Source organism: Mycobacterium dioxanotrophicus, from assembly GCF_002157835.1.
Classification (GTDB): domain Bacteria; phylum Actinomycetota; class Actinomycetes; order Mycobacteriales; family Mycobacteriaceae; genus Mycobacterium; species Mycobacterium dioxanotrophicus.
Genome location: NZ_CP020809.1, coordinates 1,192,335 through 1,206,875, shown reverse-complemented (window position 1 = coordinate 1,206,875; position 14,541 = coordinate 1,192,335). Strand labels below are relative to the sequence as shown.

Sequence of the window (14,541 nt, the reverse complement as noted above, 5' to 3'; positions counted from 1 at the left end):
AGCTATCGGTGCGCCCAGTGCGGACACACCGCCTACGAACAGAAGTGATCACGCGGCCACCGCCGACACTGGAAGTAGCCAGCGCAAAGCAGCGATGGCCTGCTGCGGGCAGACACCGTTGCCGATGATGCGCAGCGCGTCGTTGCGGCTCACCCCAGGGACATCAGTGACCCAGCCAGCCGGCCAGCCCATCATCCACTCCGGAAAATGCGCTGCCAGCCTTGGGTTTCCGAATGTGTTCGGCTCAGTTGGCGAAGGCGCTGGTCGGGTCACCGCCTCCCAACGTTTGATGGCCGGGGCGTACTTGCCCCACTGCTGAGCCATCTCCACGGCCTGGCCCGGTAGCAGGGGCTCGTTGCCCCGGTCCCCGCCACGCGCCTTCCTGCTTCCATCGCCGTCAGCAGCTCTGGGCGTTTGCAGCAGCCGAATGACCCTGGTCTCAACGTCGTCCATCCGCTCGGCGCGAGACAGCGGGTTAGCCCCGCCATCGCCATCGCTTCGCCTCGGCGTCGGTAGAAGATCCGTGATGCTGTCCAGTGACGGGCGAACCGCTGCACCCGGCGACGCCGACTGATTGTTGCCCGACCGCGCAGCGCACGGGGTAGCAAGCAGATCTACGGCTGCCAGCTCGGCGGCAGCTGCTCCCATGTCTCGAATTCCCGCGGCAGCTTCCCGGCTGCGATCTCGATCGCCTGCTCCAGCGACGGCGACGACATGCTGTCCCGCCGTGTCGCCGCTCCGCGCGATGTCCGCTCCGCGCACCCTCGTGGAGTCGGCATCAACTGCGAGGATGATGACTCGCTCGCGCTTGTGGGGTGCGCCGACGCTGGCAGCGGAAATAGTCGTCCATTGCGCGTCATACCCGAGGTTGGCCAGGTCGGCAACAACTGTCCCGATGGCTCGTTGAACAAGTCGACGCTTGAGGGTTCGGAATCGAGCCAATGCCCGGTCTCGGAGTCGAGCCATCCGATGCAGCTCGAATTGCTTGCGCTGCTTGTACTGTCCATGCCACCAGTCCTCTCGCATGGCTCGGTTGATCTTGCTGTGGATGAGGGCGACGACGCGAGCAAGGCGCGCCCACTCGGCGTCGGCGGCGACCACTTCAGCCGGCCACGCCTCACCGTCAGCGCTGAGCAGGTTCCTTACGTTCTCGATGACCACCAGACGCGGCCGGAGCGCTGCGATGGCACGGGCGAACTCGGACCACAGGCCCGAGCGGGTACCGGCGCCCATCCCGGCCTGACGGCCAGCGCTACTGATGTCCTGGCATGGGAACCCGCCGCACAGGATGTCGATGGCCTCGACGGTCGACCAGTCGACGGCGGTGATGTCGCCGTGGTTAGGTACGCCCGGCCATCGATGAGCGAGCACCTTCGACGCCGCCGCATCGAGCTCGCAGTGCCACACTGTGCGGCCGCCGAAGAACTGCTCGACGGCCATGTCCAGGCCACCGGCTCCTGAGAAGAGCGATCCGACCCTCAGCATGGGTAATGCGGCATCAGTTCGTCGGCGCGCAGCGTTTCCACTGGTCCGCCGGGTTGACCTTGGAACGAGACCAGGCAGTCAGGGCCGCCGAGTTCGAAAATCCAGTCGAGGCAGCTACCGCACGGGGTGAATCGCTCACGCGCAGCAGCGATCACGATCGCCACAGCCGGGCCGTCGCCAGCGGCTGTCATCGACGTGAGCGCGTTCACTTCGGCGTGCACGTCGTGGGCGCGGAACCGGTGCTCGACGTTGCAGCCCGAGTACATGTTGCCTTGCGCCGACAGTGCGGCGGCGCCGACAGCGGTCTTCCCGTGGAGGTGCGCGTTTTCGCGTGCACCCCACGCAGCATCTGAGAGGACGGTGATCATGCGCCCGCCTCATTGATAGCCCTGATGGTCGGGCACGGCCATTTATCGGCGCATTCGATGCACAGCGTGGTCTCGCGCTCGTGCAGTTCCCGGATGGCGTTGAGCGCCTGGGTTTGTCGTTCGGCGAGTTGCTTGGTGGCAAGCACCGCGTCGGCCGCCCCGAGGACACCGATCACGGAGCCGCGTTCGATCGCTTCCAGCAGGGTGCCGATGCCGGCGTCGTAGCGGGCCGGGACGTCGGGGTTCTCGCCGAGCGGTTCGGACTGGTCTTCGCAGGTGTTCATGAGCCACTCACCTGCGGCTCGACTGAGCGCACGCGGTCCAGTTCGCCGGCCCACGTCTTCGCCGAGTCCAGCGACGCGAACGCCTTCCCCTCGACCGGGATGGCGAGCATCGTGAGACCGTCGTGGCCCTGGCCCTGCAGGATCCACTCCGGGCCGACTCGTTGCACGCTGTACACGCCGCGCATCCCAACCGCGGTCTGGGTGCCGATGATGTGGTCGTGGGATGTCCACTGCAGCATCACAGTTCGTCGCCTTCCACTCGGATCTCGACGCCCGCCGTCTCCCCGATCTCAGCGAGCCGCTTGTACGCGGATAGGCCGATGACCTGCGAATCGTCGGAAAAACATACGTCCGTCAAGGCATCGAGACAGGCCCTCGAGAGCTTGTCGATATCCGGCCTTCTCACCGCCGCCGGGGTCCTGGTCTTCGGCGCCGACTTCGGGCGCGGCATCACGAAGTTCAGCGACACCGTCACTGCGCCGCCGAACAGCGGCCGGCCAGCCATCGCCTGGTGCGCGGCCAGGGCGACGCGTTCACGCCACGGCCCAACCTCTTTCGACGACTCGACCAAGATGCCGCGCCCGACGTGCCGCTTGCTGCCCTGCGGGGCGGCCTTCCCCGGCACGAAGAACCGCACCGAGGCGTCGGCCCCTGGCAGTGTCGGGGCGGTCACTGGTCGCTCACCTTCGCGGCGGCGTCGGCGATGATCCCGCCCAGCTCCGTCTGTGGGTTCTCCACCGACACGGACACACCGCTCGCCTTCATGTCGCGCAGCGCCGCAACCAGATCGGCGTCAGCGGCCAGGACGGGCTCGATGCTGGGGCCGTCCGTCGCATCGCCGGGCACAGGCGTGCCCGGCATCGCGATGCCGATCCACGTGTCGCCGATCTGCACGATCTGCAGCAGTCGAGTCGGCGACCGGAACATCTGGATCTGCATGTTGCGGCGCCTGGCTACGGCCACCAGCGGAGCCAGCACTGTCGCCGACCAAAGGGTCAGCGGTACCTCGGCGTAGTCCTCTTTCGTGACGAACGTGTCGGTGCCGATCCGGTGCACGATGCTGATCGGGAACTTCGTTTCGTGGTGCGCGTGGAACTGAAACTCATTGTCCGAGTCGAACAATGCTGGCGTCTCAGCGAGTGTGACCGTCCAGCCGGGGTGCTCGTCGTCCTTGCCGTCCTCCGGTGGATCGGCGAGCACCAGGCTGATGTCGACGGTGTGCTGGTCGCCCTTGATTTTCTTCCATGACTTGATCAGCGACAGCACGTTGGCGACCGACTCGCACGGCCACACCATGGGGTCGATGCGGCCATCGCAGGGAATCCACGTGTGCCCGAGCACGTACCTGTTGGTGGACGATGCGGCGAGCAGGTCGACGTCGCTGGGTTCGTCGCGCCAGGGCGCCCTCGTGGTGGTCAGGTGGACGCCGCCGACGTCGTTGCTGGCGGTCTGCAACGCGTCGGACAGGATGTCGATCAGCTTCGTGGTCTGGACAGTGATGCCCATGCTTGTTCCTTTCCGAGGATGGGGATTACAGGCGGTCGCCTGTGGCCTTGCGGGTGTCGATGGGGTGGCGGCCAAGGATCAGCTGCGTGAGCCGGTGGCGCTGGGCGCCCGGGTCCAGGTCGTCAAAGTCGGCATAGTCCGGCTCGTCGACTAGTCCGGGCCACCACGGGGATTGGGCGAACTGAGCGTGCAGTTCGGCCAGCCGGAGCTTGAATGCGACGTGGGGCAACTTCGGCGCCACCTGCGGGTCGGCGTGCTCCAACTCAGCCAGCAGCTCGTCAGCACGCTGGTAGTGCTCAGCGGGGGTCAGGGTCATCGGAAGACCCACCCGAAGACGACGAACAACGCGATCCACGTCGCCGCCTCAGCCCACGTCATTTCGACGCCTCCGCGAACTCCGGGTGCTTGTTGGCCATGTGCTGACCGAGATTCGCGAAAGACCGGTTGCAGCAGGGGCACACACCCTTGGCGATCCGGTTGCGCGTCTTGGTCAACTTGCCCTTCGTTACCGCGTGCGCCGCCTTCGCCGCGCGCAGATCCTCATCCCGGTTGGCCAACTGCCGCTCGAGCCGAGCCACTGCAGCCTTCGCCACCTCGGTCTCGTTTTTCTCGGGGTAGTAGCGGCTGTGGCCGTTCGGGCAGTACCACGTCCGGTGGTCCCTCCTGCGCTCGCGGATGAAGTCATCGTTGAGCGCGAACGGCACACCGCATTCCCCGCAGTGGACGATGGAGTACGCCTCCACCACGCTCAGGGCCGTCACTGCTCCGGCCCGTCGAACAGCGAAATAACCGCGGCGGCTTCGTCGTACGTCACATCAGCCGTACGCCTAGCCTTCACCCCAGCCGCATCACCGAGGTAGGAAAACCACTCGTCGTCGGAGTCGTACTTCTCCGACTTCTGGATCTGCGCCAGCCTGGTGAGTTGCGCCTTCGTGGCCATGCGGATCTGGGTCGGCTCGCCGTCAACCATCTGCGGGTCATCGGCGGGAGTCTCGGCCGACGCGGCGATCTCCGGCTGCCCGGACGGAACCACCTCGCCGTCGATGAACTCCGTCTGCGCATCCACCAGTGGGCCCACATCGGTGCGGACCGTGCCGTCCAGCGACACAGCGCTATTGAACTCCGCCGACAACGGCAACCACTTCGACAACTGCCGCACCGCGGTCTTCTTGGCCATCGCTTCCCAGTCCGTCACCCACGGACCGTTATTCGCCGCCATCGACCGCCTGCGGATCGCCTCGACCTCGTTGACCGTCATCGTGACGAACGTGGTGGTCCCGTCCTTGAACTTCGCCACCGCGTACACGTCAGTCGGCTTGCCGCGGTTGTTGCGGTCGGCCGCTTCCTCATGCTCGATGTTGCGCTGCAGACCACGCGTGACCTTGAACTTGTCGTTGGCGTAGACGATTTCGGCGTAGATGTCGGACACCTGACCCGACTGGCGGGCCAGCTTGATCAAGCCCCGATAACCCGGGATGAACGTGCACGTCTGCTTGTACGGCACGAAATACGCCTCACCAGTCGGGCCCGGCTCCAACCCCAGCTGGCTGGCCGTGAGCAGCGCACCCAGGAACGACGCGGGCGAGCACTCCGCCAGCTTCGGTGTCGCCCGCACAACCGTGACGGCGATGCGCGCCATACGTTCGGGGGTGACGTGCCTCGGCAACGCCTTCGCCAACTCTGGCGTCATGTCGGTGATGAGCTTGGCGAGCGTCTTCTGCTGCGGTGTCTGGCGAACCACTTCGGCGCTTGTCACTGATAGATCCCTTCCAATTCGGCAATGAGGTGTTCTGCTTCTTGTTGCGTCACTGCGGCCTCGGCCTCACGGGCGGCCCAGCCGGGCAGGCTGATGGTCACGACGTCGTCGCTGTAGCCCGGCCACACACCGCGCTCCTGGCACTCGGCATAGAGGCGGATGGCCTCACGGTTGAGCCGCTGCCCCTCGGCGATGGCCTGGTCGTCGTACTCCACGACCGTCACGACGAACGGCGGTTCTTTCTCCACCACCACGAACCGGAACCGCGGGTTCTCCGCGATACCCAGCGCGATGACGAGATCCCGGTACCAGGCCGCCTGCATGAAGTAGCTGAGCGTCCAGAACTTCCGGACCAACTCGGCCGGGTTTGCGGTGGTGCTGGTCTTCACGTCGTCGATGTCGCCGTTTGGTTCGAGCCAGTCGACCCGGCCCCGCTTCTGCACACCGGTCTCCGGATCGGTGTGGTAGAGGCTGACTTCGGCGTCACCGTCACGGAAGATCGGGCCGGCCGCCGGGTGCTGCAGCACGCTGGCGGCCAGCATTTCGGCTGCGCTGTGGTCACTCAGCGAGATCGGGACCTGGCCACGCTCGCGCGCCTCGGCGGCCGCGTTCCTCCACTTGGTGGTCGCCGTCGGTTTCTCCGACATCGTGCCGTCGGCTTTGAGCCCGTGCACCGCTGGATCCAGCACCGCGAACTCGGCGCCCTTGCCGAGGATCAAATGGTGGGCGACGTGCCCGAAGTCCCATTCCTTCTTGGGTTTCCGCTCGTTGTCCATGGCCCACCGGAATTTGGCCGGGCAGCTGGGCGGCAGCAGCAGCTTCGCGCCCGACACCGAGAGCGATCCACGGTCAGCGTGGTAGACCTCTTCCGGAACGACCCGGTGGAGACCGTCTTTCATGGTCGCGGCGGTCATCGGTAGTCGGCTCCCCCGTATCGCACGTCGTCCAGGTCGCCGCACATCCCGACCGACTGGCGGGTGCTGATCGCCGTTGTGGCGCGGTCCATCTCGGACAGCTGGTGGTTGGCCCTCGCCCACTCGTCGGACTCGAATTCGTACGCCATCACCGATTCACCCCTTGCTTGTTCTTCCGATTCGTCTGTCCACCACTCGTCGTTGGCCCATTCGTCGGGGTCCGGGTGGACACGGAAACCCCACGCCAATACCGATGCGGCGGAAAGGATCGCGGCCGTCACGAACAGCGGCAGACACACCGCCAGCCCGATGTAGGCCAGCGCGCCGAAGACCCAAGCGGCGAGCCACAACGCGCGCGTCACGACGCCACCGCCGACATGTGCCGCCCCACGCGCGACTCCGTGATGGCCTCCACGCGCTCCTGCAGCGCAACCGTGCCCTCATCGGGATTTACGAAAGCCGCGAGCGCCATGGTGATCTGGGCGTATTTCGCCGGATAGCGTTGCGCCAACAACCGCAACTCCTCGAACAGCCGACGAGGGTCGTCGTCGCGGATCTTCACCGCCAACCCCAGCGCCACCTCGGCGACGCGATCGAGGTTCGAGTCCAGCGTCTGGTCAACCACCGGCGGCTTCACTGCGCACCGCCTGGTCTGAGCGACCTGAGAACGAAGGCCAGGTTTCGTCTGAACTCGTCGTACGCCTGCTCCTCCCGGATCTCGGTCTGCAGGTCGGTGACTCGTCGGCTGAACCTATTGGCGCGGTGCCTGCCCCGGTATCGGCGGCCACGCGTCGCGGCAGGGACCGCTGCGACCGGCTCGTGCAGCGCGGCGGCCGCAACGGTGGCGTCGAAATCGGCCGGCGTCCACACCGGTTGCAGTGCCGTCATCGGATGACCACCGATCCGGTTGGCAGCCAACCAGGTTCATCCGGTAGGACCGTGGCGTCGGTGACCGCGTACTCCTCGTAGCGTGCGACGCTGTCACCGACCGGGTAGCCACCCGAGCAGGACCACCGGTAGCACGACACCGGCACGTAATGCGCCGGCGTCCAATACTGCCGGGTGCGCCACCAGCTGCCGTCCGCGTTGCGGGGCGAGTCGCAGATGGTGCGTTTCTGCCCCCAGGCAAGCAGGCCCGGCGCGGCGATCGTCTCGCAACCCACGTTCGGCGAGGCCTTCGCTGTGCCTGCGGCCCACAGGGTTCCGACGCCGGCGAGGATCGCGCCGTAGACGATGAGCGCCAGGCCTCGGCGCACTGCTCGCGCCGTCACGCCGACACCGCCGCATTCTCACGGGCCTCGACGAGACGCGCCACCAGGGCAGCGTGAAAATCCAAGACCTGTAACGCCGCTGCCCGGTCCTCGGCGAGAAAGTCAGCGCTGCCAGCGTTCTCGTCCCAGACGATCACGAGCCAGCGTTCGCCGGACGGGTGCGGCATCGCCACACCGACCTGCCTCGGCACCTCGGGCCACTCCGGGCGCTCGACGGTGGCGACCAACGCGCCGTCCTCGCGCTCGTTGATCTGATAGGTAGACTCTGCGGTTGGCACTGGCGTTCCTTTCGATGGGGTGTTGCTGGTGTCGTGGGCTCCGAGCTGGTGACGCAGCACGGGGCCCTACTTGCTTCGGAGAGCGATGGAGTGGTCGGCGAGAAGGCCACTGGCGATGAAGTCGGCGGCATCTTCGAAGTTCCCTGCGTGGGACATCCGGAACTCGCGAATCGACGCGGCGACGTGCGCGGCCAGGTCCTCGTGGGACACCGAGACAGGTGCGTTGGGCCACCGGACGATCGCCCGGTCGGGGTGCTTGTACGAGATGTGTTCTCCCGCATGCGCTGCGGGAAGCTCGCAGAAAATTGGGTTAGCAGGTCGAATCGGCAGAGCATCACCGGCGAGATAGACGCCGCACGGTGGCACATCCTCGGCCCGCCGGTCCCCCTGCTGCTGCCACCGCGACTCTGCCGAGCCCGTGTCCAGATCAGCACCACCCGATCGACCACAACCATCGGCAGCAGCAGGGGAAGTAAATCCGTCGCGGACCGTCGCGCACCCCCAGGTGATCGGCGAATCGTCGTCGCTGTGGAACCAATACGTCGGGCCGTCGGGACCTTCGGGCTCGCTATAGATCTCGCGGCCGCACCCGCAGTACGACGGGCACTTGCAACCAGGGCAGTGCACCTCGGCGTCGACCACATCGTCGGCGAACTCGTCTGGCACCATCGAGTCGGCCAGCCCGGCGGCGTCGAGATAGTCGCCGGCCTCACGCTCAGAGAAGCCCGCGCGACGTTCCTCGAGCGCCTGGTTGACCGCGTCGATGAAATCGGCTGCGCCACGCATCAGGTCGGTGATCACGGCGTCACCGCCGCACGGTCGCGAGACGACGGCACGGGTTCCTTACCGAGGAAGTCCAGTCTCTCCCGCACCTCCTCCAGTTCGGCAGTCAGTTCGTCGACGCGGACCTGCAGCTCATCTCGCTCATCGCGGACCTGCTCGCGGTCCCCTAGCAGTTCGGTGAACTCGCGTGCGATGGCGGCGTTCGCCTCGCACGCCGACCGGAGTAGCGGCCCGAAATTGTGATGCTCGGCCAGAACCTCGTTGAGTTCCTCACGGGTGGCGTGCAACTCAGCGATCGCCGCGTCGTAGGTGGCCGGGATCGGCCAGTGCCTGGACGACATGTTGAGACGGCGGTGCGCCTCGCCGCCAGTGAACGGACGATTGTGCTCCGCGGCAGCGTCAGCCAGATCAGTGATGCAGGCGGTCATGCGGACACCTGGGTGTGCTCGGCGATGAACCGGTCGATCTCCGTCACGGGGACGAACCGTCGGCCCGCCACCTGTAGTGAGCCGAGCAGCCCGGTTTTGAACAGCTCGTACACCGTGGTTCGTCCGACGCGCAGCGCGGCGGCGGCCTCGGGGATGGTGAGCAGCTTCCTCAACGGGCTGCTCGGCTCTTCTTGTGGCACAGACCTTTCCTTTCTGCTGATGTCGCCAGGTTTCGGCGGTCAGGCGGATTGACTGGTGACACATGCACCAGTTGTCACATCGGACGGCAAAGAATCCTCACGGGCCTCGAAGAGGTCCTCCCACGGCACGTCGAGCCGTGCAGCGAGAGCCAACGCCAGGTCCTCGCTGATGGCCCGCAGCTTCCCGGTTTCGATGAGGTAGATCGTCGACTGGGTACGCCGCACCAGGAACGCGAGCTCTCGCTGGGAGTAGTGACGTTGCTTGCGCCACCGGCGGATCCGGGCTCCGTCTATGACGTGCATCCACACGTCCTTTCTTCGCTGCGGGGGCTTACGCCGTTGTGATTTAGCCATCATGGCCTCCAATCTTCGGGTTGACAAGTGAAGCGTGCACCAAGAACCATCTACTCGTCAAGATGACAACTGGATAGATTGCTGGTTGTCGCATCGCGGAGCGTGATTCACTTGTCACAAATTTCGTGCGCGTGTCTGGCACGACTGAACGAGAGAGGCACATCATTTCTGGCGTGACCGAGAAACACACGCTCCCCGAGCTCATCGAGCAGGCGAGCGGCAAGCACAACGGGGCGTCCGGTCGACGCCTCGCGGACATCGCAGCCGAAGCCGGTTTCGATGTGTCACACACCACCCTCAACCGAATCCGTAGCGGCACATACCAAGGAGTCCCAACACCCACAACGATCAAAGCCATCGCCTGGCTGGCCGGCATCACAGACGAGGAGGCGTTCGCCGCGGCCGGCCAGGGTGTCCCCGGCGCCCCGTTCGCCAGCGTCCTGCCACCAGGGGTCGACAACCTCGGACCGAGCGAACGCCGCGCCGTCGTCGAGCTGCTCCGAGTGTTCACCCAGTACCACCAACGAGATTGGGATCGGTCGCAGCGCGAATGGGCCCGAATCAGAGACCTGACGGCCAACGTCGCCGCGTCACTGCGGGCCGGCGCCGACCTTCACGAATGGGCAAAGGAGCAGCTGCCCGACGGCCAACAGGACGAGCTCGATCGGCTCATGCTCGCCGTCGCGCAACCACTGCTCCACATCGCCACCTGGTGGGGAGAGCACGCCCAAACGCTGGCCAAGGAACGCAACGCATCAATCGCCGCGCGCTCCGAGATCGACGAAATGTTCAACGCCGTTGCTGCAGTGCAGCACCTTCACAGAGGAGAACGCGATGACCTGGAAACTACGACGCAACCGGATGCATCGGCGGAAGGCCAGCAAGGCCAGGAGGCCGGCGCAGACGATGCCGGCGAGGAGGCAGTCAGGACGTCAGGCCCTGAGCCGCCGCCTGGATCGCACGAGCCCTCCGCGGCACGGACGGCTCGGGCGTTCCGACGGAAGGCTGCCAAGAAAGTCGGCGACTAGCCGGGCTTGCAACAATGTCCAGACCTCCGGCGGGTACGCCGCTAAGGCGTCCTGAATCTGGTCGTGAACCCGGTCTAGCTCGTCCATTCCCCTCTAATCCCCTCGGCTGAAAAGTCCCTGTGAGACCACACAGTAGGTCCTTCCCCCGACAAGTTTTTGACGACCTAGCAAATTACATATGTGTTGTTCAAACAAGCGTTTGACCCCGTATCCCACCCGCGAAGAAACCCAGGTTAGCGACATCAGCAAAATCGCGGGGGGGGGCGTCCAGGCAATCTTTTTTCACCAGCTATCCGCAGATGCAGGGCGAAAATCGTCAGCTAACACCGGCTGCGGGTAACCCGGTTTCTCGCACCCAATGCCCACACAAACATGCGTTGCAGGGCAGGCCCCCAGCAATCATCACCTCGCCAGAAAGGGCGGCTTCACCATGGCTGAACGACGGCAGCTTCCGCCGCAGATCAAACGCGTCGAACTTGCTGCGCGCCGCGGCGGCCGCCCCGTCGTGCGCTACCAGCTCACCGTCGACGTCGGCCAGGTCGACGGGAAACGCAAGCAGTTGCGGAAGCGGTACCGCACCGAGGCCGAAGCCCGGGACGCGCTCGACACGATCCGCGGCGACGTCGCCAAGGGCACCTATGTCCACCCAACCGAGCGCACCGTCAAGGCGGCCATCGATGACTGGCTCGCCGGGAAGCGTGCAGCAGACAGGGCAGAGTCCACCGTCGACGGGTACGCCGAGAAGTTCTCAGTGGTGATCGACCAGCTCGGCGATGTCCAGGTGCAGAAGCTGACGAAACGACATGTCGCCGACCTCGTCATCGCGCTGCGCGCCGGCGGGCTGCTCTCCCCCACGGGCAAGGCCCGCAAGCCGTGGTCGCCGCGCTCGGTCAACTACCTACTGGGAATCCTCGAAAGCGTTCTGGACAGCGAGGTCAAGCAGGGTCACGTGGTGCGCAACGTCGTCGCGCTCGTCGACCGCATCGACGGTGACGCGAAGCCACCAGACCCACTCACAGAGGCGGAAGTGGAAACCCTGCTGGCGCACATCGAGGGTGACAGATACGCCATCGCATGGCACCTCGCGCTGGCCGGGCTGCGGCTCGGCGAGATCTGCGGGATGCGGTGGTCCGCCATAGATCTTGACGCGAAGACCATCACGGTTGAGAACACACGCCTACAGCGCGGCAAGAAACAGATCGAGAAGACGCCGAAGTCGCGCGCCGGGCGCCGCAAGTTGCCGTTGCCGGACCACCTCGTTGCGGTCCTCAAGGCCACCCGGAAGATCCAGGCGGCTGATCGGTTGAAGCTGGGCGAGGCGTACGAACCGAGCGGGTATGTCGTCGTCAACGAGGCTGGCGCGGCACTGACCCCGAACGCCGTCGAGGATCGTTGGCCCCGGGTCCTGAAAGCCGCCGGCCTGCGTCATCACCGCCTTCACGATGCCCGGCATACCTGCGGGACGCTGATGCATCTGAAAGGTGTTCCGATAGCGGTCATTTCAGCGTGGCTAGGTCACGCGTCGAAGGCGTTCACGCTGCAGACGTACGTGAATCCGAAGCCGGAAGCGCTGGCGGTGGCCGCGCAGAGTTTCGCGCAGGTTGTGACAATCCGTGACAAATCCGGATCCTAGAAACACCTCAGGCCCCCTCGAAAGGGGGCCTGATCAGTGTGGCAGGTAGTGGATTCGAACCACTGTAGGCGTAAGCCGACGGATTTACAGTCCGCTCCCATTGGCCGCTCGGGCAACCTGCCTGGTGTCGCATCCGCCCCGTCTCCGGTTTGGTGCGACTAGCAGGGTACAACGAGGATGTACCAAAGTTACAAACCGGCAGCACACGCAGAGGGAGAGGAGAGGCGTTCCAATGGCGGATTCCAGCTTCGACGTCGTCAGCAAGGTCGATCGCCAGGAGGTCGACAACGCGCTCAACCAGGCCGCGAAGGAGCTGGCGACCCGGTTCGACTTCCGCGGTACCGACACCACCATCGCCTGGAAGGGCGACGAGGTGATCGAACTCACGTCCAGCACCGAGGAGCGCGTCAAGGCCGCCGTCGACGTGTTCAAGGAGAAACTGGTTCGCCGGGACATCTCGATGAAGGCCTTCGATGCGGGCGACCCTCAGGCCAGCGGCAAGACCTACAAAGTGTCCGGCGACATCAAACAGGGCATCAGCAGCGAGCAGGCCAAGAAGATCACCAAGATCATTCGTGACGACGGCCCCAAGGGCGTCAAGGCGCAGATCCAGGGCGACGAGATCCGGGTCAGCTCGAAGAAGCGCGACGACCTGCAGGCCGTCATTTCCTTGCTGAAGGGCGCCGACCTCGACGTAGCACTGCAGTTCGTCAACTACCGCTGAGCTGACGCGTCGAGTCTGCGGTGAGGGCGCTCGCCTCTCGGTGTTTTGCGCCTCCACCGCAGACTCGATGGGGAGGTAGTCGAGTGCTAGTCGACTGCCCAGCGTCGCACCCGCGCTGCCTGCATTACTGCTCGGCCGTGACGAGCGTGCGTGAACTGCTGTCCTTCCCCGGCGTGTCGGGCAACAGACCCGCACGCTCGCGGTGCAGGGTGAACCGGCTCGGCTGGTGGGAGAGGCCGTAGTGCCCGCGCAGTGTGGTGGCGGTGTACTCGGTGCGGAACAGCCCGCGCCGGCGCAGGATCGGTACCACCTGCTCGACGAAGTCCTCCAGACCGCCGGGCAGATACGGCGGCATGATGTTGAACCCGTCGGCGGCGCCTGCGGTGAACCACTCCTGCAGATCGTCGGCGACCTGCTCGGGCGTGCCTGCGATGGTGCGGTGACCGCGGCCGCCGCCGAGCTTGGCGATCAACTGCCGCACCGTGAGCGCCTCGTGGTCGGCCAGATCCTTGACCAGTTGATAGCGGCTCTTGTTGCCCTGGATCTGCTCAATGGGCGGTAGCGGGCGCAGTGGGGCGTCCAGAGCGTGGGCCGTCAGGTCCACGCCGAGCATCTGCGACAGCTGGCGCAACGAGTACTCCGGCGAGATGAGGTCGGTGAATTCCTGCTCCAGCTCGCGGGCGGCCGCAGCAGTGGGCCCAAGGAACGGCACGATGCCGGGCAGGATCAACACGTCGTCGGCACTGCGGCCGAATGCGACGGCGCGGGCCTTGACATCGCGATAGAACGCACGCCCTTCCTCGACCGATCGCTGGGCGGTGAAGATTGCCTCGGCGTAGCGGGCCGCGAAGTCCCTACCGGTTTCCGATGACCCCGCTTGAACCAGCAGCGGCCTGCCCTGCGGCGACCGAGGCGAGTTCAGCGGGCCCGCCACCGTGAACTGCTCCCCCGAATGGTCGATCGAGTGGACCTTGGCGGGGTCGGCGAAGATGCCCGTCGCCTCGTCGAGGATCAGCGCATCGTCCTCCCAGCTGTCCCACAATGCCGTGGCGATATCGACGAATTCCGCTGCCCGCCGGTATCTTCCGGCGTGGTCGGGGATGCCGTCGAAACCGAAGTTCGCGGCCTCGTCGGCGCCGGCCGACGTGACGATGTTCCATCCGGCCCGGCCGCCGCTGATGTGGTCGAGTGAGGCGAAACTACGAGCCAGGGTATAGGGATGCAGATACCCGGTCGACGCGGTGGCGATCAGACCGATGTGCTCGGTGGCGGAGGCGATCGCGGTCAGCAGCGTGATCGGTTCGAAGATCGCCTGGATGTTGTGCTTGACGCGCGGGTCGACGGCCAATCCGTCGGCGAAGAACACCGAGTCCAGCAGGCCGCGTTCGGCGATCTGTGCGAGATTCTGAAAGTGCTTGACGCTGCTGAGGTTCCGGCTGTCGGTTCGAGGATGTCGCCATGCGGCTTCGTGGTGGCCGACACCCATCAGGAAGGCGTTGAGATGCAGTTGACGCGGCAAGGTACTCCTC

General features: G+C 65.5%; 23 protein-coding genes and 1 tRNA gene. 3 read left to right on the top strand and 21 right to left on the bottom strand.

All coding sequences use genetic code 11. The features are described from left to right. Positions 1-48 precede the first annotated feature (48 nt). The 19 genes from BTO20_RS39835 to BTO20_RS05785 form a co-directional block, all read right to left on the bottom strand. On the bottom strand, positions 49-1,485 hold the full coding sequence (locus BTO20_RS39835; protein ID WP_198344272.1) for a DNA cytosine methyltransferase: 1,437 nt from the start codon (positions 1,483-1,485) through the stop codon (positions 49-51). After that, positions 1,479-1,853: a hypothetical protein gene (locus BTO20_RS05870; RefSeq protein WP_087074165.1), complete on the bottom strand. Its 375-nt coding sequence runs from the start codon at positions 1,851-1,853 to the stop codon at positions 1,479-1,481. Before BTO20_RS05870 ends, BTO20_RS39835 begins: the two co-directional genes overlap by 7 nt. Beyond that, positions 1,850-2,137: a hypothetical protein gene (locus tag BTO20_RS05865; protein ID WP_087074163.1), complete on the bottom strand. Its 288-nt coding sequence runs from the start codon at positions 2,135-2,137 to the stop codon at positions 1,850-1,852. Before BTO20_RS05865 ends, BTO20_RS05870 begins: the two co-directional genes overlap by 4 nt. Continuing rightward, on the bottom strand, positions 2,134-2,376 hold the full coding sequence (locus BTO20_RS05860) for a hypothetical protein (RefSeq protein ID WP_232491051.1): 243 nt from the start codon (positions 2,374-2,376) through the stop codon (positions 2,134-2,136). The genes BTO20_RS05865 and BTO20_RS05860 overlap by 4 nt, the downstream gene beginning before the upstream one ends. Further along, positions 2,376-2,810, bottom strand: a complete 435-nt coding sequence (locus BTO20_RS05855) for a RusA family crossover junction endodeoxyribonuclease (RefSeq protein WP_083161521.1) — start codon at positions 2,808-2,810, stop codon at positions 2,376-2,378. Before BTO20_RS05855 ends, BTO20_RS05860 begins: the two co-directional genes overlap by 1 nt. Continuing rightward, complete coding sequence (locus tag BTO20_RS05850) at positions 2,807-3,643, bottom strand: DNA translocase FtsK (RefSeq protein WP_232491050.1); 837 nt, start codon at positions 3,641-3,643, stop codon at positions 2,807-2,809. Before BTO20_RS05850 ends, BTO20_RS05855 begins: the two co-directional genes overlap by 4 nt. A gap of 25 nt (positions 3,644-3,668) precedes the next feature. Further along, positions 3,669-3,959, bottom strand: a complete 291-nt coding sequence (locus tag BTO20_RS05845) for a hypothetical protein (protein WP_087074159.1) — start codon at positions 3,957-3,959, stop codon at positions 3,669-3,671. Positions 3,960-4,017: 58 nt separating this feature from the next. Continuing rightward, positions 4,018-4,404: a hypothetical protein gene (locus tag BTO20_RS05840; protein ID WP_087074157.1), complete on the bottom strand. Its 387-nt coding sequence runs from the start codon at positions 4,402-4,404 to the stop codon at positions 4,018-4,020. After that, positions 4,401-5,399, bottom strand: coding sequence for a recombinase RecT (locus BTO20_RS05835; RefSeq protein WP_157680134.1), 999 nt, complete (start codon positions 5,397-5,399; stop codon positions 4,401-4,403). Before BTO20_RS05835 ends, BTO20_RS05840 begins: the two co-directional genes overlap by 4 nt. After that, the gene (locus BTO20_RS05830; RefSeq protein WP_087074153.1) at positions 5,396-6,313 is read right to left on the bottom strand and encodes a PD-(D/E)XK nuclease-like domain-containing protein; all 918 of its coding nucleotides are present in this window, start codon (positions 6,311-6,313) and stop codon (positions 5,396-5,398) included. The genes BTO20_RS05835 and BTO20_RS05830 overlap by 4 nt, the downstream gene beginning before the upstream one ends. Then, a complete protein-coding gene (gene mip1, locus BTO20_RS05825) occupies positions 6,310-6,675 on the bottom strand; it encodes a microaggregate invasion protein 1 (RefSeq protein ID WP_087074151.1) in 366 nt (121 codons plus the stop codon). Before mip1 ends, BTO20_RS05830 begins: the two co-directional genes overlap by 4 nt. Further along, on the bottom strand, positions 6,672-6,938 hold the full coding sequence (locus tag BTO20_RS05820) for a hypothetical protein (protein ID WP_232491049.1): 267 nt from the start codon (positions 6,936-6,938) through the stop codon (positions 6,672-6,674). Before BTO20_RS05820 ends, mip1 begins: the two co-directional genes overlap by 4 nt. A gap of 8 nt (positions 6,939-6,946) precedes the next feature. After that, positions 6,947-7,201 carry a hypothetical protein gene (locus BTO20_RS05815; protein ID WP_087074147.1) on the bottom strand — a complete coding sequence of 85 codons (255 nt, stop codon included), beginning with the start codon at positions 7,199-7,201 and terminating at the stop codon, positions 6,947-6,949. Next, the gene (locus BTO20_RS05810; RefSeq protein WP_232491048.1) at positions 7,198-7,584 is read right to left on the bottom strand and encodes a CDGP domain-containing protein; all 387 of its coding nucleotides are present in this window, start codon (positions 7,582-7,584) and stop codon (positions 7,198-7,200) included. The genes BTO20_RS05815 and BTO20_RS05810 overlap by 4 nt, the downstream gene beginning before the upstream one ends. Beyond that, positions 7,581-7,862, bottom strand: a complete 282-nt coding sequence (locus BTO20_RS05805; protein WP_083161949.1) for a hypothetical protein — start codon at positions 7,860-7,862, stop codon at positions 7,581-7,583. The genes BTO20_RS05810 and BTO20_RS05805 overlap by 4 nt, the downstream gene beginning before the upstream one ends. Positions 7,863-7,928: 66 nt before the next feature. Continuing rightward, positions 7,929-8,663 carry a hypothetical protein gene (locus tag BTO20_RS05800; protein ID WP_087074143.1) on the bottom strand — a complete coding sequence of 245 codons (735 nt, stop codon included), beginning with the start codon at positions 8,661-8,663 and terminating at the stop codon, positions 7,929-7,931. Continuing rightward, positions 8,660-9,073, bottom strand: coding sequence for a hypothetical protein (locus tag BTO20_RS05795; protein WP_087074141.1), 414 nt, complete (start codon positions 9,071-9,073; stop codon positions 8,660-8,662). The genes BTO20_RS05800 and BTO20_RS05795 overlap by 4 nt, the downstream gene beginning before the upstream one ends. Then, complete coding sequence (locus tag BTO20_RS05790) at positions 9,070-9,273, bottom strand: helix-turn-helix domain-containing protein (protein ID WP_198344271.1); 204 nt, start codon at positions 9,271-9,273, stop codon at positions 9,070-9,072. The genes BTO20_RS05795 and BTO20_RS05790 overlap by 4 nt, the downstream gene beginning before the upstream one ends. A gap of 39 nt (positions 9,274-9,312) precedes the next feature. Beyond that, complete coding sequence (locus tag BTO20_RS05785; RefSeq protein ID WP_087081678.1) at positions 9,313-9,576, bottom strand: helix-turn-helix transcriptional regulator; 264 nt, start codon at positions 9,574-9,576, stop codon at positions 9,313-9,315. A 224-nt stretch (positions 9,577-9,800) separates the two neighbouring features. Between BTO20_RS05785 and BTO20_RS05780 the strand changes: the two genes are divergently transcribed. Together BTO20_RS05780 and BTO20_RS05775 are read left to right on the top strand one after the other, a co-directional pair. Next, the gene (locus BTO20_RS05780) at positions 9,801-10,655 is read left to right on the top strand and encodes a hypothetical protein (RefSeq protein WP_087074138.1); all 855 of its coding nucleotides are present in this window, start codon (positions 9,801-9,803) and stop codon (positions 10,653-10,655) included. A 430-nt stretch (positions 10,656-11,085) separates the two neighbouring features. Continuing rightward, positions 11,086-12,288 carry a site-specific integrase gene (locus BTO20_RS05775; RefSeq protein ID WP_087074135.1) on the top strand — a complete coding sequence of 401 codons (1,203 nt, stop codon included), beginning with the start codon at positions 11,086-11,088 and terminating at the stop codon, positions 12,286-12,288. Between the two features lie 39 nt (positions 12,289-12,327). On the opposite strand, the gene BTO20_RS05770 is transcribed toward BTO20_RS05775, so the two are convergent. Continuing rightward, positions 12,328-12,410: transfer RNA gene (locus BTO20_RS05770), tRNA-Tyr, on the bottom strand. 110 nt (positions 12,411-12,520) lie between these two features. Here BTO20_RS05770 and BTO20_RS05765 point away from each other — a divergent pair. Continuing rightward, positions 12,521-13,012, top strand: coding sequence for a YajQ family cyclic di-GMP-binding protein (locus BTO20_RS05765; protein ID WP_087074133.1), 492 nt, complete (start codon positions 12,521-12,523; stop codon positions 13,010-13,012). 124 nt (positions 13,013-13,136) lie between these two features. Here BTO20_RS05765 and BTO20_RS05760 read toward each other — a convergent pair whose 3' ends face one another. Further along, positions 13,137-14,531, bottom strand: a complete 1,395-nt coding sequence (locus BTO20_RS05760; RefSeq protein WP_269770331.1) for an LLM class flavin-dependent oxidoreductase — start codon at positions 14,529-14,531, stop codon at positions 13,137-13,139. Between the last annotated feature and the right edge of the window lie 10 nt (positions 14,532-14,541).